Source organism: Variovorax sp. Soil_C_12, assembly GCF_057657375.1.
Genome location: NZ_JBDGIO010000011.1, coordinates 86,690 through 108,025, shown reverse-complemented (window position 1 = coordinate 108,025; position 21,336 = coordinate 86,690). Strand labels below are relative to the sequence as shown.

The window sequence follows — 21,336 nt, the reverse complement described above, 5'->3', positions numbered from 1 at the left end:
CGTGCACGGCGAGGTGCTGGCCGAGCGCCACCCCGTCGAGCGCACTGCCCTCATTCATCCACGGCGCGATGCATCGCGTGACCGAGCGCGCGAGGCGGCCAGCACCTCGCAGCACGGCGACCAGACGGCCTACTTCGAGGTGCTGAAGATGGCAACCGTCAAACTTCAACAGCCCCCCATGATTCCTCGTTCCAGCTACCTGCTGCCGACTCAAACCATCATCGCCAGTCCTCGGGGCGAGCCCCCGCAGGACGCGGACCTACCCAACTCCACGAACAATTGCTCGGACGCCTCGTATTCGAATCCAGGAGTCTCGACCGAAGAGGCCGCACCTGTTTCACCCGATGAGCGCTTTGCCCGTAACCTCGCGCTCTTGCACTTGCCCGAAGCGATGGCTCGCGACCCTTTCAGTGTTGCATGTCCACAGCCCGGAGAAGGCTGAGTCGCACGGTGCTCGGTGAGCCACTGCGGACAGCCGACTGGGCACGCGCTCTGGAAAGACGCGGTACGACTCTGGCAGTCTTTGACCATGAAGGCGTTGAGCGATCAGCGCAGTTGATCGAATGGCGGGCGCGGCATGCTGCACACGGTTCAGGGGTGATTCATGGATCGCATCGCTGCTGGCAATGGCGCGCACCGGCCCTTCAGCCCGCCGCAGCGTAGGCCGGCGGCATCGCGACGAAGCCCTGCTTCACTTGCCGCGCCGTCGCGTCAGCCAGCACCTCCGGCTCCCCCGCTTCCACCGCAGCCAGCGTCTGGCGCGCCACATCGTCGGGCGAGGTCTTGTCGCCCGGCACATGGCTCGCCATGTCGGTATCCATGTAGCCCACATGCACGCTGACGACCTGCGTGCCCTGCGCGGCGAGCTCGTTGCGCAGGCCGTTGCTCAGCGACCAGGCGGCCGACTTCGAGGCGCTGTAGGTGGCCACGGAGGGGAAGCTGATCCAGCTCAGCGCCGACAGCACGTTGACGATGGCGCCGCCGCCGTTCTTCGCGAGCGCCGGTGCAAAGGCTCGGCTCATCGCCCAGAGGCCGAAGAAGTTGGTGTCGAACTCAGCCCGCGCCGCTTCCAGCGCGCCCTCCGAGAGCAGCCCCGAACCGCGCGAGATGCCGGCGTTGTTGATGAGCAGCGTGACGTCGCCGCAGGCCTGCGCGGCAGCCTCGATCTGCGCCGGCTGCGTGACGTCGAGCGCAACGGGCACCACACCTTCGAGCGTGATGGACTTCGGGTCGCGCGCGGCCGCATAGACCTTCTTGGCGCCGGCCGCCAGGGCCGCCTTCGCATAGGCCAGACCCAGACCACGATTGGCACCGGTGATGAAAACGACAGCGTCCTTGATCTTCATGGTGAAGCTCCAAAAAATGAGAGGGATGACAGTGGAAATCAGGAGGCCCCGACCCGCCGCAGCAGCCCGGTCGTGCTGCGCGGCCAGCCCACCGGCCCGAACCAGGCACCGCCCGCGATGGCGCCGGCGATGACGACTCCGTAGACCACCAGCGCCACGGCCTGGGCCACGAACACATGCACCAGCTCGCCGCTCCAGCGCAGCGCCAGCCAGCCGCCGAGCGCGGCGACCGCCAGCCGCGCCAGGTTGCCCAGCACCGGCCACAACAGCCGCCCCGCGCCCTGCGAGGCGAAGTACAGCACCAGGCCGACGCCGAAGAAGCCATAAAAGGGCCCCACGGCACGCAGGTACTGCGTGCCGGCCTCGAGCATCGCTGGGTCGTTGCCGAAGAGCAGCAGCCAGGGGCGCGGGAACAGCGCCGCTGCGAGGCCCACGGCCTCGGCCATCGCGAAGGCCATGGCCACGCCGACCCAGGTGGCTCGTAGCGCCCGCTCGCGCTGGCCGGCGCCGATGCAGGTGCCGACCATCGCCAGCAGGGGCGCGCCGAAGCCGAAGACCAGCGGCACCAGCAGATATTCGAGGCGCGAGCCGGTGCCGTAACCTGCGATCGCGCCGGCGCCGAACTGACCCGTCAGCGCGGTGGCGACTGCGATCGAGAGGTTGACGCAGACGGTGGCAATGGAGGAGATCAGGCCCACGCGCAGGATGTCGCGGAACAGCGGCCAGCGCAGGCGCACGCCCGCGAAAGAAAGCTTCAGGTAGCTGCCGCTCGAACGCAAATAGGCCAGCAGCGCCAGCGACCCCACGAGGTAATAAAGCAGCAGCGCAATCGCGCCGCCCGCGATGCCGAGCGCGGGAATCGGACCCCAGCCGAAGATCAGCAACGGCGACACGGGCACAAGAAAGAACACGCCCCCCACGGTCACCCTGGCCGGCACCGCCATATTGCCGGTGCCGCGGATCACGGCCGCCAGCGAATTGAAAAGCCACACCAGCACCGCGCCGGCGAACACCCAGTGCGAGTAGGTCACGGCCGCTTCCAGCGAAGCCCCCTCCCCGCCCATGCGCGCATAAAGCGCGCGACCGCCGACCAGCAGCACAGCGCTGAAGACCAGGCCGAAGCCCAGCGCCACCAGCATCGCGTGCAGCACCAGCGCGTTGGCATCCTCGCGTCGCTTCCCGCCAAGGGCGCGCGCAATGGAAGAAGCGATGCCGCCGCCCACGGCGCCGGCCGAGGTCATCTGCATCAGCATGACGATCGGGAACACCAGCGCCATGCCGGCCAGCGCATCGGTGCCCAGCTTGCCGACAAAGTAGGTCTCGATGAGGCCGACCGCGGCCTGCGCGATCATCACCAGCACGTTGGGCATGGCCAGGCGCAGCAGGGTGGGCGCGATCGGCGCCTCCAGCAGCAGGCGCGTGCGCGCATCGACGGTCGTCATGGCCGTCCGGCGCTCAGGCCGCCGCCTTGGCGACACGCGATGGCAGGTGCGCCTCGCGGATCGGCAGATTGACCAGTGCAGCGCCGGCCGCCAGCACGATGTCGATGTACCAGACCCAGTCGTAGCTGCCCGTGGCCTCGAAAATGGTGCCGCCCAGGTAGGCGCCGAGGAAGCCGCCGACCTGGTGCGCCAGCATCACGATGCCGAACAGCATCGCCATGTTGGCGGGGCCGAACATCTTGGCCACCAGGCCCACGGTCGGGGGCACGGTCGAAAGAAAGGTCACGCCCATGACGGCCGCGAAGAGCAGCATGACCAGCGTCGTCTTCGGCGCCAGCAGGAAGACGAGCACGGCCACGCCGCGCGATGCATAGAGCAACGCCAGCAGCGACTTCATGCGCCAGCGCCCCACCGCCCAGCCCATCGCAAGGCTGCCGACGATGTTGAAGAGGCCGATCATCGCGAGGGACCAGCCGCCCACTTCCGGCGGCAGGCCGCAGGCCGCCACCACGCCCGGCAGGTGGGTCGCGAGGAATGCGACGTGGAAGCCGCAGACGAAGAAGCCCAGGCTCAGCAGGCGGAAGCTCGGCAGCGCCAGCGCCTGCCCGAGGGCTTCGCGCGCGCTCAGGTGCTTGGCGCCCGAGGCTGCGGCGAGCGCGTTGGAATTGCCCTTGAGCACGAAGACCGCCGGCAGCGCCAGCAGGATCAGGAAGCCCAGGATTTGCATCGCGTTGGCCCACCCGTAGGCCGTGGTGAGGCCGATGGCGATCGGCGCCATCGCGAACTGCCCGAAGGAGCCGCCCGCGTTCACGATGCCGGTGGCCAGCCCGCGCTGCGCAGGCGATACCAGGCGCGCGGTGGCCCCCATCAGCACCGAGGGCCCGGCCATGCCGGCACCGCCCGCGGCCAGCACGCCGATCGCGAAGATCAAGCCGGCGGTGGTGGTCATGAACGGCGTGATGATGGTGCCCAGCGCCACCAGCAGCACGCCGATGAAGACCACGCGGCCGGTGCCGATGCGGTCGGCCACCGCGCCGGCGAAGGGCTGGGTGAGCCCCCACCAGAGCTGGCCGAAGGCGAAGGCCAGGCTGATGCTGGCGACCCCCAGGCCGGTCGAGGTGTTCACCGCCGACAGGAACAGGCCCATGGTCTGGCGCACGCCCATGGTGAGCGCGAAGGTGCCGGCCGTGGCCAGCAGCACCAGCCACAGCGCGTAACGACGCACGGCCGGGCTGCCCGCGCTCGCGGCGGGCGTGGGATTGGAGTCACTCATCGTTGCCTTCCTCGTCTTTCAAGCCGGCGCGCTGCAGCAGCGCAATGCTCTCGTCGATCAGCAGGTGCAGGGCCGCGACGCGCTCGACGCCGAGCATCTCGTTCAAGCCCACTTGCGCGGCGCGCCACAGGCGCTGGGCCTCGGCGCGCTTGGCGCGACCGGCCTCGGTGATGGCGATCAGGCGACTGCGCGCATCGGGCCCCTCGGTCTGGGTCAGCCAGCCGGCGGCCAGCATGGGCTTGAGGTTGCGCGTCAGCGTGGAGGCCTCGACGTTCATCGCCTGCGCCAGGTCGACCGGCCGCAGCGGGCCCAGGCTCAACACGTGCGAGAGCAGCGAGTACTGCGTGGTCTTGAGGCCGGCTGCGGCGACGTGCGCGTCGTAGTGCCGTGACACCATGCGGGTCAGGCGGCGCAGCCTGAAACTGGTACAGCCCTGCGGCTTTGCGATAGCATCCATGGCTGAAGATTGTAGCTACAACCGTTGCATATGCAACCTTTATGTCGGAGAAAACCTTGATGCAGAACACGACCCTTGAAGCCTGGCTTGCCGAAGAGCGCGAGGTCCTCGCCCGTCTGGAGGCAGGCCCCGGCCCCGGGCTGGCGAGCCCCGAGCAGGTCGAAGGCAAGACCGGACTGGAGATGATGCAGGCCATGCTGCGCGGCGACATTCCCTACGCCGCGATCGCCAAGACCCTGGACTTCACGATCCTCTCGGTGAGCCCCGGCGTCGCGGTGTTCCAGGGGACGCCGCTGCCGCAGCACCTGAACCCGCTGGGCACCATCCACGGCGGCTGGGTCGCCACCCTGCTCGACTCGTCGCTGGGCTGCTCGGTGCACACGATGATGCCGCCGGGCCGCGCCTACACCACGGCCGAGCTGAGCGTGAACTACGTGAAGGGCGTCACGCCCAAGGTGCCGCGGGTGCGCGCCGAAGGCAAGGTGATCCATTGCGGCCGCCAGCTCGCCACCGCCGAGGCGCGCCTCTACGGGCCCGACGGCACGCTGTACGCGCATGCCACCACCACCTGCCTGGTGTTCGAGGCGAAGCGCTAAAGACGCTCAGGCCGCCAGCCGCAGGATCTCCAGCACCTCGCCCGGCCCGGAGATCTTGCGCGCGTTGCCGTGGATGAAGAGCTCGCGCATGCTGGTGCGCGCGATCATCTCGAATTGGCTTTCACTGACGCCGACGTCGCGCAGCGTTGCGGGCAGGCCCAGCGTCTTCACGAGTTCGGCGAAGGCCTCGGCCGCCGGCAGCCCGGGGCGGCCCAGCGCCTGGGCCAGCTGACGCTGGCGCGCCGCGGTCGCGGGCTCCGACCAGCGCAGGATCGCCGGCATCATCACCGGCGTGCAGTAGTAGTGCGGCACGCCGCAGCTGCCGCCCAGCACATGGCCGATTGCGTGGCTCGGGCCCATCATCACGCCGCCCTGCGGGCCGCGGCTGGACAGCCCGTAGGAACAGAGCCAGCTCGCCACCTGGCACTCGGCGCGCGCCGCCAGGCTGGCCGGCTCGGCGCGCCACGCCGGCAGCGCACGCGCCATGCGCGCGATGCCGTCGAGCACCACTGCATCGGCCATCGGCGTGGGCGTGGTGGACAGCAGCGCCTCGATGGCATGGTCGAGCGCGCGTGTGGCCGAGCCCAGCCACAGCGACTCGGGCGTGTGCAGCGTCAGGGCCGGATCGAGCACGACGGTGCGCGGCATCATGAGCGGGTGGAAGAAGGTCTGCTTGAGCTTGCGGCGCTCGTCGGTCACCAGGCAGCCGCCGTTGAACTCGCCGCCGTTGAGCGTGCTGGGCACCGCGATCATGCGCAGCGCGGGGCCGTCGAAGACGGGCCGCACGGGCTTGCCATCGTCCCCCAGCTTGACTTCGAAGCGGTCGAGCGCCTCCAGGTGCTCGTCGGTCATGCCGTGGCGCATGCACAGCAGCACCATCTTGGAGGCGTCGATGACGGAGCCGCCACCCACCGCCACCACCAGGTCGGCGTCCGCCGCCAGCGCCGCGGCCGTGGCACGCGCGACGCCGCTGCGGGTGGTGTGCTGCGGGATGCCGTCGAAGGTGGCCGCGTGCCGCTCGCCGAGCGCCTCCTCGATCGCGCGGATGACGCCGGTCTGCGTGCGCAGCGTGCGGCTCGCCACGATGAAGACCCGCCGGCTGCCCAGCCGCGCGGCCTCGGCCGCGATCACGCCGGCCGCCGGCTGGCCGAAGACGACGCGCTCGATCGAAGCGAAGTTGTGGGCGCCGGTGGCGATGGTTTGCTCCATGGTCCGTCTCCTGCAAAGAGCACTGCATTTGTTTTGCAGTGCGGTTCATAATTCTGCAATTGTGGGATTCGGCGACCGGGCTTCATAGGCCCGAATGCGTCGCGGCACCCAGATCGATACCGCTGTGCAGAACACAGGAGACCGTCATGAAGAATTTTCCCGCCTCCTTCGATCCGGATGTGCTGGACGAGGGCCGCGAAGACCGCCATTTCGTCACCGCCCTGGCGCGCGGCCTCGACGTGCTGCGCTGCTTCAAGTCCGGCGAGGAGCGGCTCGGCAACCAGGAGCTCGCGGAGCGCTGCAGGTTGCCCAAGTCCACCGTCACGCGCCTGACCTACACGCTGACCCGGCTGGGCTACCTGCATCACGTCGAGGAGTCGGGCCGCTACCGGCTCGGCATGGCCACGCTGATGCTCGGCGGCACCACGCTGGCGCGGCTCGACGTGAAGGAGATGAGCCGGCCGCTGATGCAGCAGCTGGCGATCGACACCGGCACCCAGGTCTCGCTCGGCCTGCGCGACGAGATGTCCATGCTCTACATCGAGAACTGCCGCGGCCATTCGATCGTGACGCTCAGGCTGGACATCGGCGCACGCATCCCGCTGGCCACCACCGCGATGGGCCGCGCCTACCTGGCGGCCGCGCCGGAGAACGTGCGGCTGGCGCTGGAGGAACGCATCCAGGCACTCGACCCGATCGCCTGGCCGCGCATCGAGAAGGGCCTGCGCCAGGCCTGCGCCGACCTGGCCGAAAGCGGCTGCGTCGGCTCCTTCGGCGAGTGGCAGAAGGAGATCAACGGCATCGCCGTGCCCTTCCAGCCGGGCGGCGGGCTGCCGCTGATGGTGATCAATGCGGCGGGGCCGGCGCAGTCGATGTCGCGCGACACGCTGCTGGGCGAAGTGCGGCCCAAACTGATCGCGATGGTGCGCGAGATCGAGCAGGGCCTGGGCGCGCGGCGCTAGGCGCTGCCCTACTTCTCCCGCACGAAACCGATGGCGTCGAGCATCTGCTTCTCGCGCTGCGTCGACTCGGCCGCGAACTGCTGGTAGCGCGCCGGGCTCATGTAGACCGGCTCCATGTAGTACTGCGCCAGCGCGTTGCGAAAGCCCGGCTGCTCCATCGCCTGCTTGAAGGCGTCGTGCAGCTTGGCCACCACCGCCTGCGGCGTGTTCTTCGGCACCGCCAGCCCCCAGGCGGCGGAAGGCGGCGGGATGTCGATGCCGACTTCTTTCAAGGTCGGCACGTCCGGGAAGCGGCTCATGCGCTTCTCGCCGAAGGTGACCAGGAGGCGCAGCTTGCCGCTTTCCACATAGGGCCCCCAGCCCGAGGTCTCGGCCGCCGACATCACGTGCGCGCCCACCACCGCCTGCAGCGACTCGGCCGTGCCCTTGTAGGGCACGTGGCTCAGCTGGATGTTCTTGATGCGCGCGATCTGCTCCATCGCCAGGTGCTGCGCGAGGTAGGCGCCGGGCGTGGCATAGGTCAGCTCGCCGGGATGCGCCTTGGCGTAGGCCACGTAGTCGTCCATGCTCTTGATCGGCGAAGCCGCCGGCACCACGATGCCGTAGACGAAGGAGGTCAGGCCGATCACGTAGCGCAGGTCGGTGGCCGGGTTCCAGTTCATGGTGCCGGTGTAGGGCAGGCGGAACAGGTTGGCCGGGATCACGCCGACCGTGTAGCCATCGGGCTGCGCGCCCTGCAGCAGCTGGGCCGGCATCAGGCCGGCCGCGCCGGGCTTGTTCTCGATCACGACGGGCTGCTTGAGGATCTTCGAGGCGTCCTCCGCCAGCACGCGCATCGGCGAATCGGTGGAACCGCCCGGCGGGAAGCCGAGCATGATCTTGATGGGCCGCGTGGGGAAGCCTGCCGCGTCCTGTGCCCAGGCCGCGGGGCCCGGCACGCCGAGCCCCCACAGTGCCGCGATGGCGGCAGTGCCGAGAAATTGTCTTGTCTTCAAGCTTGTCTCCTTGATCAGGCTGCGTTGGCCCGCACGATCTCTTCCTCGACCTCGCGCAGCCGGTCCTTGCCGAAGAAAATCTCGCTGCCGACGAAGAAGGTCGGCGAGCCAAAGGCGCCGCGCTCGAAGGCGGCCTGCGTGTTGGCCATGAGGAGGCTCTTTACCTCCGGGTCCTGCGTGCCGGCGTAGAGGCGCTGGCCGTCGAGGCCCGCTTCGTTCAGCGTTTGCACGATGACCTCCGGGTCCTCCATGTTGCGGGCCTCCTCCCACATCGCCACGTAGACCGCCTCGACATAGCGCTCGAAGCAGCCCTGCTTCTGCGCTGCCACCGCGCCGCGCATGATCTGCAGGGTGTTGACCGGCCAGAAGGGGTTGTGCCGGTAGCGATCGAGCTGGTGCTTCGCGACGAAGCGCTTGATCTCCAGCTGGTCGTAGGCGCGCTTGTTCGGAATGCCCGCGAAGGCCTCGGCCGGCGAGCGGTTGCCGCTGAGCTTGAAGATCCCGCCGAGCAGGACGGGGACGTACTCGAAGGTCACGCCGGTGCGTGCCTCGATCGCGGGAATCACGCGGTGGCACATGTAGGCATTGGGGCTGCCGAAGTCGAACAGGAACTGGACGGGGACTGTCATGGCGCTGCTCCTTTTTCTTCCTTCTCTCTCACCAGCTTTCCAGCCAGGGGCGCAGCTCGGTCTCGTGCGTCCAGGCATTGCGCGGCTGCATGTGGATCTGCCAGTAGGCGTCGGCGATGCTCTCGGGCTGCAGGATGCCGTCCTGCTCCTTCAGCGCGTAGCGCTCGGGGAACGTCGTGCGGATGAACTCGGTGTCGATGGCGCCGTCGATCACCGGATGCGCCACGTGGATGCCCTTGGGCCACAGCTCGCGCGCCATGCTCTGCGCCAGCGCGCGCAGCGCATGCTTGGCGCCAGAGAAGGCGGCGTAGCCGTCGCGGCCGCGCAGGCTGGCGGTGGCGCCGGTGAAGATGATGGTGCCGCGGCCGCGCGGCAGCATCGCCTTGGCGACTTCGCGCCCCATCAGGAAGCCACCGAAGCAGGCCATCTCCCACACCTTGTGATACACGCGGGCGGTGGTCTCGGTGATGCCGAAGCGCACGTTGGCACCGATATTGAAGACGGCCACCTCGATCGGCGCGATCTCGCGCTCGATCTGCTCGACCAGGGCGACCATCTCCTCCTCCTTGCGCGCATCGCTGCCGAAGCCGTGCGCCTGCCCGCCCTCGGCCTTGATCTGGTCGACCAGCGGCTGCAGCTTGTCGGCCTGGCGCCGCGTGACGCAGGCGATGTAGCCCTCGCGCGCGAAGCGGCGCGCGATGGCGCCGCCGGTGGCGTCGCCGGCGCCGATGACGAGGATGGCTTTCTTGTCGCTCATGGTTCAGTCTCCTTGGGTGTTTGTGAAGATCGTGCGCTCAGACCGCCAGTTGCGCCAGTGCGCCTCGGTACTCGCGCGTCATGCGCTGGACGAGCTCTGCCGTGGGCAGCACCTCGTCGATGTTGCCCACGCCCTGCCCCGCGCCCCAGACGTCCTTCCAGGGCTTGACGCGCGTGGCGCCGAAGTTCATCGATGACTTGTCGGCCGTCGGCAGCTGCGCCGGGTCGAGGCCGGCAGCCGCGATGCTGCGCGTCAGGTAGTTGCCGTGTACGCCGGTGAAGAGCGGCGTGTACGTCACCTCGGACGCGGCGCTGTCGACGATCATCTGCTTGTAGGCCTCCTGCGCGTTGGCCTCGGGCGTGGCGATGAAGCGCGTGCCGACGTAAGCCAGGTCGGCGCCCATCGCCAGCGCCGCGGCCACGTGCGCGCCGGAGGTGATCGAGCCCGACAGCGCGATCGGCCCGTCGAAGAAGCGCCGCACCTCGGCCACCAGCGCGAAGGGGCTCATCGTGCCGGCATGGCCGCCGGCGCCCGCGCACACCAGGATCAGCCCGTCGACGCCGGCTGCCAGCGCCTTCTGCGCGTGCTTGACGTTGGTGACGTCGTGGAAGACCAGCCCCCCGTAGGCATGCACCGGCGCCACGTAGTCCGTCGGCGCCGACAGGCTGGTGATGATGATCGGCACGCGGTGCTTCACGCACAGGTCCATGTCGTGGTCGAGCCGGTCGTTGGACGGATGGATGATCTGGTTGACTGCGAAGGGCGCGATGCGGCGCGCGGGCTCGGCCTCGCGGGCCGCATCGAGGGTCGCGGTGATGTGCGCGAGCCATTCGTCCAGCAGTTCCTTGGGCCGCGCGTTGAGCGCGGGGAAGGAACCCACCACGCCGGCCAGGCACTGGGCCAGCACGAGATCGGGGTTGGAGATGATGAACAGCGGCGAGCCGATCAAGGGCAGCGAGAGCTTGTCTTTCAGGAGTGCGGGCAGTGCCATGCGAGGGTCCTCGGGGTTCAGCTTGCAGTACGGCCTTGCAGGGCCAGGGTCTTCAGTTCGCTCTTCAGGATCTTTCCGGTGGGTGCGGCCGGCAGCTGCGCGAGAAAGCGGATCTCGCTCGGCACCTTGTAGGGCGACAGCCGCTCGCGCAGGTACTGGCGCATCGCCTCCTCGCCCGGCTGCGCATCCGACACCAGCTCGACGAAGGCGACCACCTCCTCGTTGTGCTCCACCGTGCGCCCCACCACCGCGGACTGCACCACCGCCGGATGGCTGTTGAGCACCTGCTCGACCTCCACCGGGTAGACGTTGAAGCCCGAGCGGATGATCAGCTCCTTGCTGCGGCCCACGATGTGCAGCGCGCCGTCGGCGTCGCGGCGCGCCATGTCGCCGGTGTTGAACCAGCCCTCGGCGTTGACCGCCTCGCGCGTCAGCGCCTCGTTGCGGTAGTAGCCCTTCATGAGGTTGGGCCCGCGCACCCACAACTCGCCGATCTCGCCGGCCGCCCGCTCGGCACCCGAGGCTGCATCCACGATGCGCGTCTGCACGCCGGGCAGCGCGAAACCGACGGTGCAGTCCTGCCGCGGCGCCTCGATGCGGGTCTGCGCCACGGTGGGCGCGGTCTCGGTCAGGCCGTAGCCGTTGTGCAGCGGCAGCCCGAGCGCGGCTTCGACGCCGGCCTTCAGGCTGGGCGTGAGCGGCGAGCCGACCACGCACACGAAGCGCAGGGCCGGCGCCTCGAGCGCCTGCCCCTTCTCGCGGGCCCAGTCCAGCAGCTTGGCGAACATCGCCGGCACGCCGGTGAAGGCGGTCACGCCCTGCTGCGCCAGCGCCTGCGCCAGCGTCGCAGGCGAGAAGCGCGCCTCCAGCACCAGTGCCGCGCCGCTCGCGATGCAGCCGAGGAACTGGGTCGAGAGGCCCACCACATGGGCCATCGGCAGCGCGCCGTAGATCAGGTCGCCGGGGCCCAGGCGCCGGATGTCGCGTGCGCTGGCGGCGGCGAAGATCAGGTTGGCGTGGGTGAGCATCACGCCCTTGGGCGCGCCCGAGGTGCCCGAGGTGTAGATCAACGCCGCCACCTGGTCCTTCGCCTCTGGCGCGCAGGGCTCCGGCTGCACCTCGCCGGCCAGCGGGCCGACCCAGAGGGTGCCGGCCCCGTCCCAGGACTGCGCGACGGCGCCATGTCGCTGCGCGTGCTTCTGCGCATCGGTCGACACATGACAGGTGTAGATGACGCGGCGGGCGCCGGCGTGCGCGATGAAGGTGTCGATCTCGCGCTCCGACAGCCGCGCATTGGCCACGATCGACCAGGCGTCCAGCCGGCTGAGGGCCAGCACCAGCACGCCGATGGCCGCGCAGTTCTCGCCGACCACCAGCACCCGGTCGCCAGCGCGTACCTGCAACTCGGCCAGTTGGCGGGCCGCCGATTCCGAGGCCTCCTTCAAGGTCAGGTAGCTCAGCGAGAGCTCGGCGTCCTTCAGCGCCAGCGCGTGGGGCTGGCTGTGCACCCAGCCGTCCAGCAGGTGATGAATGCGCGTGGGCGCGGCGGCGGGGCCGGGAGAAAGGCTCGTCATGTCTCCGTCCTGTGGGTGTCGCCTGGAGTGGCGATTTTGCGGAATCTTATTCCGCTCAGCAGTTTTTGGACGTCGGAATGATGGTTGGCTCAATGGGCAGTACTGCAGAGCGGAACGACGATCGACGGCGCCTGCGCGAGGCAAGTCCTGGGGCGAGGCAAGGTCGGTGCCCCGAGACGCCACCGACCTCCTAAGGAAATTCGCCCGCCGCCCCGGAGCAACACTGATAATGATTCGTATCAGCGCCCAGAGGGGCGCCGATCACTGTCATCACATCCAGACCCCGGAGGACCACCCCATGAGCACCGTTTCGCGCGCCCGCCGCGCCCGCACCCTGGCCTGCATCGCCCTTGCCGGCACCGGCTGGCTTTCCGCACCGGCCTTTGCCGCCGGCGAAGTCACGCTCTACACCACGCGCGAGCCCGGCCTCATCCAGCCGCTGCTCACGGCCTTCAGCTCGCAAACCGGCGTCAAGGTCAACACGGTGTTCGTCAAGGACGGCCTGCTCGAACGCGTTAAGGCCGAGGGCGCCCGCTCCCCCGCCGACGTGTTGATGACGGTGGACATCGGCAACCTGATCGACCTGGTCGAGGGCGGCGTCACGCAGCCGGTGAAATCGGCCGCGCTCGAGTCCGCCGTGCCCGCCAACTTGCGCGGCGCCGACGGCCAATGGTTCTCGCTGTCGATGCGCGCGCGCGTGCTCTATGCCGACAAGAGCCTGCCCCTCACTTCCTTCCGCTACGAAGACCTCGCCAATCCCAAGTACAAGGGCAAGGTCTGCATCCGCGCCGGCCAGCATCCCTACAACACGGCGCTGGTCGCCTCGCTGATCGCGCACGACGGCGAGGCCAAGGCCGAGCAGTGGCTGCGCGGCGTCAAGGCCAACCTGGCGCGCAAGGCCACCGGCGGCGACCGCGACGTGGCGCGCGACATCCTGGGCGGCATCTGCGACGTCGGCCTGGCCAACTCCTACTACGTGGGCCAGATGAAGAGCGCCAAGGAAGGCAGCGACGCGCGCAAGTGGGGCGACGCCATCAAGGTGATCCGCCCGACCTTCGCCAACTCGAAGAGCGGCGGCACGCACGTCAACGTCAGCGGCGCCGCGGTCGCGAAGAACGCGCCGCAGCGTGCCAATGCGGTCAAGCTGATGGAGTTCCTGGTGTCCGAGCCGGCCCAGGCCTTCTATGCCGAGACCAATTTCGAATACCCGGTGCGCAGGGGCGTGGCGCTCGACTCGATCACCGCCTCCAGCATCGGCGAGCTGAAGGTCGACCCGCTGCCCATCACCGAGATCGCGAAGTACCGCAAGCAGGCCAGCGCGCTGGTGGACAAGGTCGGCTTCGACCAGTGACGACGCGCCGACGGGCCGCCCCTAGGCACGTCAGCCCCCTCGGGGCTGAGGCCCGCGGCTCCAAGCCTGCCTGCGCAGGCTTGGACGGGCTGAAGAGGCGACGCGTCTCGCGGCGCCACGTCCAGCGAGGACACGCAGTGCCGAGCGTGGGGGCACCGATATGAGACCGGTCGGACCGGTCTGGCGCGCTGCATCGGTCGCCATCGCCTTAGGCGTCCTCGCGCCGGTGCTCAGCCTGGCCTGGCTGGCCTTCGGCGCCGACCTCTCGCACTGGACGCACCTCGCGCGGCACGTGCTGCCGCAGGCCGCGCTGAACACCGCCCTGCTGCTGGCCGGCGTGGGCGTACTGGTGCTGCTGATCGGCACCGGCTGCGCCTGGCTGGTCACGGTCTGCGAGTTCCCGGGCCGCCGGATGCTGCACTGGGCGCTGCTGCTGCCGCTGGCCATGCCGACCTACATCGTGGCCTTCGCCTACCTCGACCTGCTGCATCCCATCGGCCCGGTGCAGGGCGCGATCCGCTGGGCCCTGGGTTTCGACAGTCCGCGCCAGTTCCGGCTGCCGGACCTGCGCTCGATGCCCGGCGCCATCCTGGTGCTCGGCTTCGTGCTCTACCCGTACGTCTACATGACGGCGCGCGCCATGTTCATGACCCAACCCGCCCACCTGATGGAGGCGGCCCGCACGCTCGGCGAGAACGCGGCCGGCGCCTTCTTCCGCGTCGCGCTGCCGCTGGCGCGGCCGGCGCTTGCCGTGGGCCTGAGCCTCGCGCTGCTGGAAACGCTCAACGACATCGGCGCCTCCGAGTTCCTCGGCATCCAGACGCTGACGGTGGCGGTCTACACCACCTGGATCGCGCGCTCGGATCTCGCAGGCGCCGCGCAGATCGCGTGCGCCATGCTGGTCGTGGTGGTGGCGCTGGTGCTGCTCGAGCGCCACGGCCGGCGCCACCAGCGCTTCGGCTCGGCGCAGCGCATGCGCGCCATCGAACCGCGCCGCCTGCACGGCGCTGCCGCCTGGCTCGCCTGCATGGCGGCCGCGCTGCCGGTCGTGCTCGGCTTCGTCGCGCCGGCCCTCTACCTGCTCTGGGAAACGGCCAAGCGGCTGCGCCTGGGCGGCGGCATCTCCGACGGCTTGCTCGCCAGCCTGGGCAACACCCTGGCCCTGGCCTCCGGCGTGACGGTGACCACCGTGGCCGCAGGCCTGGTGGTGGCCTGGGCGGTGCGCAGCCAGGGCTCGACCATCAACCCGGCGCGCTGGCAGGCGCGCGCCGCCACGCTCGGGTACGCACTGCCGGGCACGGTGCTGGCCATCGGCCTGCTGACGCCGGCGCTGGGCCTGGACGCCCTTCTCGCCGGCGTGCTGCGCCAGGAAGGCCTGCCCTTGATGAGCGCCGGCATCGTGCTGGTGGTCGCCTGCGCGATCCGATTCCTGGCCATGCCGGTGGGCGGCATCGAGGCCGGACTGGCGCGCATCCCGCCGGCCCTCGAACAGGCCTCGCGCCTCCTCGGCGAAAGCGCGGCCGGCACCCTGCGCCGCGTGCATCTGCCGCTGCTGCGGCCGGCGATCGCGGCCGGCGCGCTGCTGGTCTTCGTCGATGCGATGAAGGAGTTGCCCGCCACCCTGCTGCTGCGGCCCGCGAACTTCGACACCCTGGCGACCTGGCTCTACGCCGAGGCCGCGCGCGGCACCTACGAGGAAGGCGCAATCGCCGCCCTGGCCATCGTCGCCGCGGGGCTGCTGCCGGTGATGCTGCTGGCGCGCAACGGTCTGGGCGTTCAGGCCGAGGGCTTGCCGGAATGAGCGCCACCCTGCAGCTCGACGACGTGCGCCTGGCCTACGACGGCGCGCATGGCCTGCACACGGTCGTCGACGGCTTCTCGCTCGCGCTCGACGCCGGCCGCATCGGCTGCCTGCTCGGCCCTTCGGGCTGCGGCAAGACCACCGTGCTGCGCGCGATCGCGGGCTTCGAGCCCCTGCGCGCGGGCAGCATCCGGCTCGGCGATCGGCTGCTGTCTTCCGCCGGCGTCCACCTGCCGCCCGAGGAGCGGCGTGTCGGCATGATGTTCCAGGAGTACGCGCTGTTCCCGCACCTCACGGCGGCGCAGAACGTGGGCTTCGGCCTGCGGCGGCTGCCGCAGCCGGACCAGCGCGCACGCGTGGCCGAGATGCTGGCGCTGGTGGGCCTGGCCGAGTCCGGCGGACGCTATCCGCACGAGCTCTCCGGCGGCCAGCAGCAGCGCATCGCGCTGGCCCGCGCGCTCGCGCCCTCGCCGGCGCTGCTGCTGCTCGACGAGCCCTTCTCCAACCTCGATGCCGCGACGCGCGAACGGCTCACGGTCGAAGTGCGCGAGATCCTCAAGGCCGCCGGCCAGACGGCGGTGCTGGTCACGCACAACGAGGCGGAGGCGCAGGCCATGGCCGATCACATCGGCCTGATGCACAACGGACGGCTCACACGCTGGACCGCTTAGCACAACGGCCGTTTTTGACGATGAGCTTTTTTAGATAAGGTTTTCGAGCCTCGGAAGAATCGCGCTTCCCGCCCCCTCCACCAAGACGGAAGCGAACGATGACCCAACCAGCACTCACCCTCGTCAGCCACCTGCTGTGCCCCTACGTGCAGCGCGCCGCCATCGCCCTGCGCGAGAAAAACGTCCCCTTCGAACGCGTCGTGATCGACCTGGCGAACAAGCCCGACTGGTTCGTGAAGATCTCGCCGCTCGGCAAGGTGCCGCTGCTGCGCGTGCCGCGGCCCGAGGGCGGCGAGAGCATCCTGTTCGAGAGCAACGTGATCTGCGAGTACATCGAGGACACGCAGCCCGGCCCGCGGTTGCATCCCGAAGACCCGCTGCAGCGCGCCGAGCATCGCGCCTGGATGGAGTTCGGCTCCGCGATCCTCGCCGACCTGTGGGGCTACGAGACCACGCGCGATGCCGAGGTCTTCGAGCAGAAGCGCCAGGCCCTGGCCGCCAAGTTCGCGCGCGTCGAGGCGGCACTGGGTGCAGGCCCCTTCTTCGCGGGCGAGCGCTTCAGCCTGGTCGATGCGGTCTTCGCGCCGGTGTTCCGCTACTTCGAGCTGTTCGACGAGTTGCATGACTCGCACGTCTTCGACAAGACGCCCAAGGTGCGTGCCTGGCACCAGGCACTTCGGGAACGCCCCAGCGTGCGCGACGCCGTGGCGCCCGAGTACCGGCAGCAGCTGCGCGCCTTCCTGGAAAAGCACGAGGCGCATCTGCTGACACTCGCCGGCCGCAACTGACACGACAATCCGCAAGCCACGACAACCCTCCACATCCCACGACATGCGACTCCTCCACACCATGCTGCGCGTCGGCGACCTGCAGCGCTCGATCGACTTCTACACCCGCGTGCTCGGCATGCAGCTGCTGCGCACCTCCGAGAACCCCGAGTACAAGTACAGCCTGGCCTTCGTCGGCTACGAGGGCAACCCGGCCCAGGCCGAGATCGAGCTGACCTACAACTGGGGCACCGACACCTACGAGCTGGGCACGGCCTACGGCCACATCGCGCTGGGCGTGCCCGACGCCTACGCGGCTTGCGACAAGATCAGGGCCGCGGGCGGCAACGTCACGCGCGAGCCCGGGCCGGTGAAGGGCGGCAGCACGGTGATCGCGTTCGTGACGGATCCGGATGGGTACAAGATCGAATTGATCCAGCGTGCCAGCGAGGCCGGTGGCGCAGGGCTGCGTTGACGCCTCGAAGATTGATCCCGCTCGGCATCGGATATGCTCCCGGCCGCGCCGATTTGGCGCGTCACAAAGGGAGTACCCACAATGCACATTCAAGGTTCGCCGTCGTCACTGTCAAAGCCACAGATGACAGAAAAGCAAGAGCTCAACCTTAAGGAGTCGATGCGACAAAAGACGCATGCAGAGCATCTGACATCATTGAACAAAAAAATGGGCGAGTTCATAGGGGAGTGGACGAGAGAACCTGGGGATGCCGAACTCGATCGCGTGCATGTCACGAAGTGCGTCCTGGCAGCATTGGTCAAGCGCCAGGAGAGATCCGACGGGCAATCGGATGGAAGAGACGACTTGCCAGGCAAGCTGAATTTCGGCAACCATGCCACAGCGGCCTGCATGAAATTGCCCATCAAATTGATCGAATCGCTGAACGCCGCCGCGGAGCTGCAGAATAATCCGGTGAAAGTCGCGCAGTTGCCACCTGGTCTCGAGGCGATGCCGCGGTGGCTGCGTGCCCTGCCCTCTCTCGAGAGCCTGGTGGTCGATGCGTTCGCGGGACCCGTTCTCGACCTCACGGATGTTCCTCACTCCGCGTCCGTTCAGGTCGTGCGAAAGGTGGACGCAGCCCCTATCAACACGATCATCAATCCCCGCGAAATTCGCGTGGATGTGTTGGCTGAAATGCCGCAGCCGAAAGACAGCGACGACTGATACGACGCCGTTTCATCGAGCCTGCACGGGTCCGCCGCCTACAGCGCAGAGGTCCGCTCGGCCGCTCGAAATGCGGCTGACGCGAACGCCTCCGCTGAGTCGCCAAGGCGGCCTCAGCAGCCCAGCAGATCCGCCAGCGCCCCGATGTCGCGCGCATGCAGCGTGTTGTCGGCACGCGGCGAGACGTCCTTGGGCCGATCCGGCCCGAACTCCAGCGGCCGCTCGATGTAGCCGGTGCGCAGGCCGCAAGTGCGCGCCGCGGCCAGGTCGTCGTGATGCGCCGCCGCCAGCATGACCTGGCTGGGCGTCACGTCGAACACCGCCGCCACGCCGAGGTAGGTGCGCGGGTCGGGCTTGTAGGCCTTGAAGACCTCGGCCGACAGCACGCAGTCCCAGGGCAGGCCGGCGTTCTTGGCCATTTCCGTCAGCAACCCGATGTTGCCGTTCGACAGCGTGCAGATGATGTACTTGCGCTTGAGCCGCGCCAGCCCTTCGACCGCATCGGGCCAGGCCGGCAGCCGGTGCCAGGCCTTGTTGAGCTCGCGCTTGCGCGCCGCGTCGAGTTCACGGATGCCGAAGTCGCGCAGCACGCCTTCGAGGATGCCCATGTGCAGCTCGTCCAGCAGCGTGAAGCCGCCCTCGCCCGCCGCCAGCCGCTCCATCACGCTCTTCATCGCCGGCTGGTAGCCGGCGCGCCAGGCCAGCGCAAAAGCGCTGCCGTCGACGCCGGGCAACAGGCGCTCGGCCTCGGCGGCAATGCCGCTGTACCAGTCGACCACGGTGCCGAAGACGTCGAAGGCGATGACCTTGAGCTCGCCCGGATCGAAGTCGCCGTTCATCGCGCCAGCTGGCTGGCCTCGCGTGCCAGCGCCTCGATGCGGGCCCAGTCGCCTGCAGCAATCGCATCGGTGGGCACGATCCACGACCCACCCACGCAGGCCACGTTGGCGAGCGACAGGAACTCGGGCGCATTGGCCGCGGTGACGCCGCCCGTGGGGCAGAACTTCACGTCGCCGAAAGGCCCTTGCCAGGCCTTGAGCATGGCGATGCCGCCGGCCTGCACGGCCGGAAAGAACTTGAGCTCGGTGAAGCCGTCCTCCTGCGCCGTCATGATCTCGCTGCCGGTCGCCACGCCGGGCAGCAAGGGCAGGCCGAGGTCGTGGCAGGCCTTGCCCACGGCACGCGTGTAGCCCGGACTCACGCCGAACCTGGCGCCGGCCAGCGCCGAGGCCTGGGCATCGGCGGCGCTGCGGATAGTACCGGCGCCGGGCACGGCATCGGGCACTTCCTTGGCGATGATCTCGATGCATTCGAGGGCCTCGCGCGTGCGCAAGGTCACCTCGAGCATGCGGATGCCGCCGGCCACCAGCGCGCGCGCCAGCGGCACCGCGTCCTTGACGTCGTGCAGCACGATCACGGGGATCACGGGCGCATCGCGCATCACCTCGATGGCGGTGATGGTCTTGGTTTCTACAGCCATGTGCAGGCTCCTTCTTCGGCAGTCAAAGCATTGCGGCGCATGCCGGCGAACAGGTCGCGACCCAGGCCGTGGCCGTTGTCGCTGCGCTGCGCGTCGGGCATGGTCGCGGTTTCTCTCTCGGCCCACTCGTCGGCGGGCAGCAGCACCGCCAGCGTGCCGGCCACGGCATCGAGGCGGATCAGGTCGCCGTCGCGCACCTTGGCCAGCGGGCCGCCGGCCGCCGCCTCGGGCGAGACATGGATCGCGGCCGGCACCTTGCCCGAGGCGCCGCTCATGCGGCCATCGGTCACCAGCGCCACGCGGAAGCCCTTGCCCTGCAGCACCGACAGCGGCGGCGTGAGCTTGTGCAGCTCGGGCATGCCGTTGGCCTGCGGGCCCTGCCAGCGCACCACGCAGACCACGTCGCGCTCCAGCTCGCCGGCATTGAAGGCCTGCTGCAGCGCGCCTTGCGAGTCGAAGACGCGCGCCGGCGCTTCGATCACGTGCCGGTCGTCCGGCACCGAGGAGACCTTGATCACGCTGCGGCCCAGGTTGCCGGCCAGCAGCTTCAGCCCGCCCGTGGCGCTGAAGGGCGCGGAGGCCGGGCGCGCCACGGCCTCGTTCTTCGAGGGCGCGGCGGCGTGCCACTCGAGCACGTGTTCCTCGGACGGCGCGCCGGTCAGGCTCGGGATGTTCGCGAACTCGCGCAGGCCGCCGGCACGCACCGTGAGCACGTCGCCATGCATCAGGCCGGCGTCGAGCAGTTCGCCGATCACGAAGCCGGGGCCGCCCGCGGCCTGGAACTCGTTGACGTCGGCGCTGCCGTTGGGGTAGACGCGCGTCAGCAGCGGCACCACCTCGGAGAGCTCGGAGAAGTCGTTCCAGTCGATCAGGATGCCCGCCGAGCGCGCGACCGCGACCCAGTGGATCAGGTGGTTGGTCGAGCCGCCGGTGGCCAGCAGCGCGGCCATGGCGTTGACGATGCAGCGCTCGTCCACCATCTCGCCGATCGGCGGCATGGCGTATGGCTTGTCGGCCGCGCGCCCCAGCACCGTGCGCACGGCTTCGCGCGTGAGCGCCTCGCGCATGGCGTCGCCGGGCTGGATGAAGGCGGTGCCCGGCACATGCAGGCCCATCGCCTCCAGCAGCATCTGGTTGCTGTTGGCGGTGCCGTAGAAGGTGCAGGTGCCCTGCGCGTGGTAGGCCTGCATCTCCGCATCGAGCAGGCCCTGGCGGCCGACCAGACCCTGCGCCGCCTGCTCGCGCACCTTGGCCTTGGCGCTGTTCGACAGGCCCGAGGGCATCGGGCCCGCGGGCACGAAGACGGTGGGCAGGTGCCCGAAGTGCAGCGCGCCGATCAGCAGGCCCGGGACGATCTTGTCGCACACGCCGAGCAGCAGTGCCGCATCGAACATATCGTGCGTCAGCGCCACCGCCGTGCCCATCGCGATCACGTCGCGGCTGAACAGGCTCAGCTCCATGCCGGGCGTGCCCTGGGTGACGCCGTCGCACATCGCCGGCACGCCGCCCGCCACCTGCGCGGTGGCGCCGAGGCGGCGCGCCTCGTGCTTCACGATGTCGGGGTAGCCCTGGTACGGCGCGTGGGCCGAGAGCATGTCGTTGTAGGCGGTGACGATGCCGATGTTGGGCGCGCGCTCGCTCACCACCTTGAATTTGTCGCTGGCCGGGATGCCGGCCACGGCATGCGCCACGTTGGCGCAGCCCATGCGGTCGGAGCCGCGGTCGCGCTGGCGGATCTCGGTGAGGCGTTGGAGGTAGGCGCTTCGCAGGTCACGGCTGCGCGCACGGATGCGCTCGGTGACCTCGCGGACGGTAGGGTGTGGGGTCATGGGTATGTCGCTCTGCCGGAGGCCGC

The 21,336-nt window shown here is 69.3% G+C and carries 22 protein-coding genes; 9 read left to right on the top strand and 13 right to left on the bottom strand.

The window, feature by feature from the left end; all coding sequences use genetic code 11:
* Position 1: 1 nt before the first annotated feature.
* The gene (locus AC3A6X_RS25625; protein WP_487844818.1) at positions 2-442 is read left to right on the top strand and encodes a hypothetical protein; all 441 of its coding nucleotides are present in this window, start codon (positions 2-4) and stop codon (positions 440-442) included.
* A 202-nt stretch (positions 443-644) separates the two neighbouring features.
* On the opposite strand, the gene AC3A6X_RS25620 is transcribed toward AC3A6X_RS25625, so the two are convergent.
* The 4 genes from AC3A6X_RS25620 to AC3A6X_RS25605 are packed head-to-tail and all read right to left on the bottom strand — an operon-like array spanning position 645 to position 4,518.
* Positions 645-1,346: an SDR family oxidoreductase gene (locus AC3A6X_RS25620; RefSeq protein ID WP_487844817.1), complete on the bottom strand. Its 702-nt coding sequence runs from the start codon at positions 1,344-1,346 to the stop codon at positions 645-647.
* Between the two features lie 38 nt (positions 1,347-1,384).
* Positions 1,385-2,788, bottom strand: a complete 1,404-nt coding sequence (locus tag AC3A6X_RS25615; RefSeq protein WP_487844816.1) for an MATE family efflux transporter — start codon at positions 2,786-2,788, stop codon at positions 1,385-1,387.
* Between the two features lie 13 nt (positions 2,789-2,801).
* On the bottom strand, positions 2,802-4,061 hold the full coding sequence (locus AC3A6X_RS25610) for an MFS transporter (protein ID WP_487844815.1): 1,260 nt from the start codon (positions 4,059-4,061) through the stop codon (positions 2,802-2,804).
* A complete protein-coding gene (locus AC3A6X_RS25605) occupies positions 4,054-4,518 on the bottom strand; it encodes a MarR family winged helix-turn-helix transcriptional regulator (protein WP_309964028.1) in 465 nt (154 codons plus the stop codon). Before AC3A6X_RS25605 ends, AC3A6X_RS25610 begins: the two co-directional genes overlap by 8 nt.
* Positions 4,519-4,577: 59 nt before the next feature.
* On the opposite strand from AC3A6X_RS25605, the gene AC3A6X_RS25600 reads away from it, so the two are divergent.
* The gene (locus AC3A6X_RS25600) at positions 4,578-5,114 is read left to right on the top strand and encodes a PaaI family thioesterase (RefSeq protein WP_487844814.1); all 537 of its coding nucleotides are present in this window, start codon (positions 4,578-4,580) and stop codon (positions 5,112-5,114) included.
* Between the two features lie 6 nt (positions 5,115-5,120).
* Here AC3A6X_RS25600 and AC3A6X_RS25595 read toward each other — a convergent pair whose 3' ends face one another.
* Entirely contained in the window at positions 5,121-6,323 is a 1,203-nt protein-coding gene (locus AC3A6X_RS25595; RefSeq protein WP_487844813.1) for an iron-containing alcohol dehydrogenase, read from the bottom strand.
* A gap of 146 nt (positions 6,324-6,469) precedes the next feature.
* On the opposite strand from AC3A6X_RS25595, the gene AC3A6X_RS25590 reads away from it, so the two are divergent.
* Positions 6,470-7,285, top strand: coding sequence for an IclR family transcriptional regulator (locus AC3A6X_RS25590; RefSeq protein WP_487844812.1), 816 nt, complete (start codon positions 6,470-6,472; stop codon positions 7,283-7,285).
* 8 nt (positions 7,286-7,293) lie between these two features.
* Here AC3A6X_RS25590 and AC3A6X_RS25585 read toward each other — a convergent pair whose 3' ends face one another.
* From AC3A6X_RS25585 to AC3A6X_RS25565, 5 genes are read right to left on the bottom strand one after another with little or no spacing between them, the layout of a single operon-like run.
* The gene (locus AC3A6X_RS25585) at positions 7,294-8,280 is read right to left on the bottom strand and encodes a Bug family tripartite tricarboxylate transporter substrate binding protein (protein WP_487844811.1); all 987 of its coding nucleotides are present in this window, start codon (positions 8,278-8,280) and stop codon (positions 7,294-7,296) included.
* Between the two features lie 14 nt (positions 8,281-8,294).
* On the bottom strand, positions 8,295-8,909 hold the full coding sequence (locus tag AC3A6X_RS25580; protein WP_487844810.1) for a DsbA family protein: 615 nt from the start codon (positions 8,907-8,909) through the stop codon (positions 8,295-8,297).
* Between the two features lie 28 nt (positions 8,910-8,937).
* On the bottom strand, positions 8,938-9,666 hold the full coding sequence (locus AC3A6X_RS25575) for an SDR family oxidoreductase (RefSeq protein WP_309964016.1): 729 nt from the start codon (positions 9,664-9,666) through the stop codon (positions 8,938-8,940).
* A 37-nt stretch (positions 9,667-9,703) separates the two neighbouring features.
* Positions 9,704-10,678 carry an NAD(P)H-dependent flavin oxidoreductase gene (locus AC3A6X_RS25570; protein ID WP_487844905.1) on the bottom strand — a complete coding sequence of 325 codons (975 nt, stop codon included), beginning with the start codon at positions 10,676-10,678 and terminating at the stop codon, positions 9,704-9,706.
* On the bottom strand, positions 10,675-12,231 hold the full coding sequence (locus AC3A6X_RS25565) for a class I adenylate-forming enzyme family protein (RefSeq protein ID WP_487844809.1): 1,557 nt from the start codon (positions 12,229-12,231) through the stop codon (positions 10,675-10,677). The genes AC3A6X_RS25570 and AC3A6X_RS25565 overlap by 4 nt, the downstream gene beginning before the upstream one ends.
* A gap of 298 nt (positions 12,232-12,529) precedes the next feature.
* On the opposite strand from AC3A6X_RS25565, the gene AC3A6X_RS25560 reads away from it, so the two are divergent.
* From AC3A6X_RS25560 to AC3A6X_RS25535, 6 genes are all read left to right on the top strand, one after another.
* The gene (locus AC3A6X_RS25560) at positions 12,530-13,582 is read left to right on the top strand and encodes a Fe(3+) ABC transporter substrate-binding protein (RefSeq protein ID WP_487844808.1); all 1,053 of its coding nucleotides are present in this window, start codon (positions 12,530-12,532) and stop codon (positions 13,580-13,582) included.
* A gap of 160 nt (positions 13,583-13,742) precedes the next feature.
* Complete coding sequence (locus AC3A6X_RS25555; RefSeq protein WP_487844807.1) at positions 13,743-15,383, top strand: ABC transporter permease; 1,641 nt, start codon at positions 13,743-13,745, stop codon at positions 15,381-15,383.
* Entirely contained in the window at positions 15,380-16,054 is a 675-nt protein-coding gene (locus AC3A6X_RS25550) for an ABC transporter ATP-binding protein (protein ID WP_487844806.1), read from the top strand. The genes AC3A6X_RS25555 and AC3A6X_RS25550 overlap by 4 nt, the downstream gene beginning before the upstream one ends.
* A gap of 98 nt (positions 16,055-16,152) precedes the next feature.
* Positions 16,153-16,842, top strand: a complete 690-nt coding sequence (locus AC3A6X_RS25545) for a glutathione S-transferase family protein (protein ID WP_487844805.1) — start codon at positions 16,153-16,155, stop codon at positions 16,840-16,842.
* A gap of 43 nt (positions 16,843-16,885) precedes the next feature.
* Complete coding sequence (gene gloA, locus AC3A6X_RS25540; RefSeq protein WP_487844804.1) at positions 16,886-17,296, top strand: lactoylglutathione lyase; 411 nt, start codon at positions 16,886-16,888, stop codon at positions 17,294-17,296.
* Positions 17,297-17,419: 123 nt separating this feature from the next.
* Positions 17,420-18,001 (top strand): hypothetical protein, encoded by a 582-nt coding sequence (locus tag AC3A6X_RS25535; protein ID WP_487844803.1) that lies wholly within the window; start codon positions 17,420-17,422, stop codon positions 17,999-18,001.
* A gap of 113 nt (positions 18,002-18,114) precedes the next feature.
* Here AC3A6X_RS25535 and AC3A6X_RS25530 read toward each other — a convergent pair whose 3' ends face one another.
* The 3 genes from AC3A6X_RS25530 to edd are packed head-to-tail and all read right to left on the bottom strand — an operon-like array spanning position 18,115 to position 21,310.
* Positions 18,115-18,840, bottom strand: a complete 726-nt coding sequence (locus AC3A6X_RS25530; RefSeq protein ID WP_487844802.1) for a haloacid dehalogenase type II — start codon at positions 18,838-18,840, stop codon at positions 18,115-18,117.
* The gene (eda, locus tag AC3A6X_RS25525) at positions 18,837-19,481 is read right to left on the bottom strand and encodes a bifunctional 4-hydroxy-2-oxoglutarate aldolase/2-dehydro-3-deoxy-phosphogluconate aldolase (protein ID WP_487844801.1); all 645 of its coding nucleotides are present in this window, start codon (positions 19,479-19,481) and stop codon (positions 18,837-18,839) included. The genes AC3A6X_RS25530 and eda overlap by 4 nt, the downstream gene beginning before the upstream one ends.
* Entirely contained in the window at positions 19,472-21,310 is a 1,839-nt protein-coding gene (gene edd, locus AC3A6X_RS25520; RefSeq protein ID WP_487844800.1) for a phosphogluconate dehydratase, read from the bottom strand. The genes eda and edd overlap by 10 nt, the downstream gene beginning before the upstream one ends.
* Positions 21,311-21,336 lie beyond the last annotated feature (26 nt).

Excerpts from the sequence above, each read along its gene's own strand:
- AC3A6X_RS25620 (WP_487844817.1), bottom strand. The coding sequence starts at position 1,346 with ATGAAGATCAAGGACGCTGTCGTTTTCATCACCGGTGCCAATCGTGGT.
- AC3A6X_RS25615 (WP_487844816.1), bottom strand. The coding sequence starts at position 2,788 with ATGACGACCGTCGATGCGCGCACGCGCCTGCTGCTGGAGGCGCCGATC.
- AC3A6X_RS25610 (WP_487844815.1), bottom strand. The coding sequence starts at position 4,061 with ATGAGTGACTCCAATCCCACGCCCGCCGCGAGCGCGGGCAGCCCGGCC.
- AC3A6X_RS25605 (WP_309964028.1), bottom strand. The coding sequence starts at position 4,518 with ATGGATGCTATCGCAAAGCCGCAGGGCTGTACCAGTTTCAGGCTGCGC.
- AC3A6X_RS25600 (WP_487844814.1), top strand. The coding sequence starts at position 4,578 with ATGCAGAACACGACCCTTGAAGCCTGGCTTGCCGAAGAGCGCGAGGTC.
- AC3A6X_RS25595 (WP_487844813.1), bottom strand. The coding sequence starts at position 6,323 with ATGGAGCAAACCATCGCCACCGGCGCCCACAACTTCGCTTCGATCGAG.
- AC3A6X_RS25590 (WP_487844812.1), top strand. The coding sequence starts at position 6,470 with ATGAAGAATTTTCCCGCCTCCTTCGATCCGGATGTGCTGGACGAGGGC.
- AC3A6X_RS25580 (WP_487844810.1), bottom strand. The coding sequence starts at position 8,909 with ATGACAGTCCCCGTCCAGTTCCTGTTCGACTTCGGCAGCCCCAATGCC.
- AC3A6X_RS25575 (WP_309964016.1), bottom strand. The coding sequence starts at position 9,666 with ATGAGCGACAAGAAAGCCATCCTCGTCATCGGCGCCGGCGACGCCACC.
- AC3A6X_RS25565 (WP_487844809.1), bottom strand. The coding sequence starts at position 12,231 with ATGACGAGCCTTTCTCCCGGCCCCGCCGCCGCGCCCACGCGCATTCAT.
- AC3A6X_RS25560 (WP_487844808.1), top strand. The coding sequence starts at position 12,530 with ATGAGCACCGTTTCGCGCGCCCGCCGCGCCCGCACCCTGGCCTGCATC.
- AC3A6X_RS25555 (WP_487844807.1), top strand. The coding sequence starts at position 13,743 with ATGAGACCGGTCGGACCGGTCTGGCGCGCTGCATCGGTCGCCATCGCC.
- AC3A6X_RS25550 (WP_487844806.1), top strand. The coding sequence starts at position 15,380 with ATGAGCGCCACCCTGCAGCTCGACGACGTGCGCCTGGCCTACGACGGC.
- AC3A6X_RS25545 (WP_487844805.1), top strand. The coding sequence starts at position 16,153 with ATGACCCAACCAGCACTCACCCTCGTCAGCCACCTGCTGTGCCCCTAC.
- gloA (WP_487844804.1), top strand. The coding sequence starts at position 16,886 with ATGCGACTCCTCCACACCATGCTGCGCGTCGGCGACCTGCAGCGCTCG.
- AC3A6X_RS25535 (WP_487844803.1), top strand. The coding sequence starts at position 17,420 with ATGACAGAAAAGCAAGAGCTCAACCTTAAGGAGTCGATGCGACAAAAG.
- AC3A6X_RS25530 (WP_487844802.1), bottom strand. The coding sequence starts at position 18,840 with ATGAACGGCGACTTCGATCCGGGCGAGCTCAAGGTCATCGCCTTCGAC.
- eda (WP_487844801.1), bottom strand. The coding sequence starts at position 19,481 with ATGGCTGTAGAAACCAAGACCATCACCGCCATCGAGGTGATGCGCGAT.
- edd (WP_487844800.1), bottom strand. The coding sequence starts at position 21,310 with ATGACCCCACACCCTACCGTCCGCGAGGTCACCGAGCGCATCCGTGCG.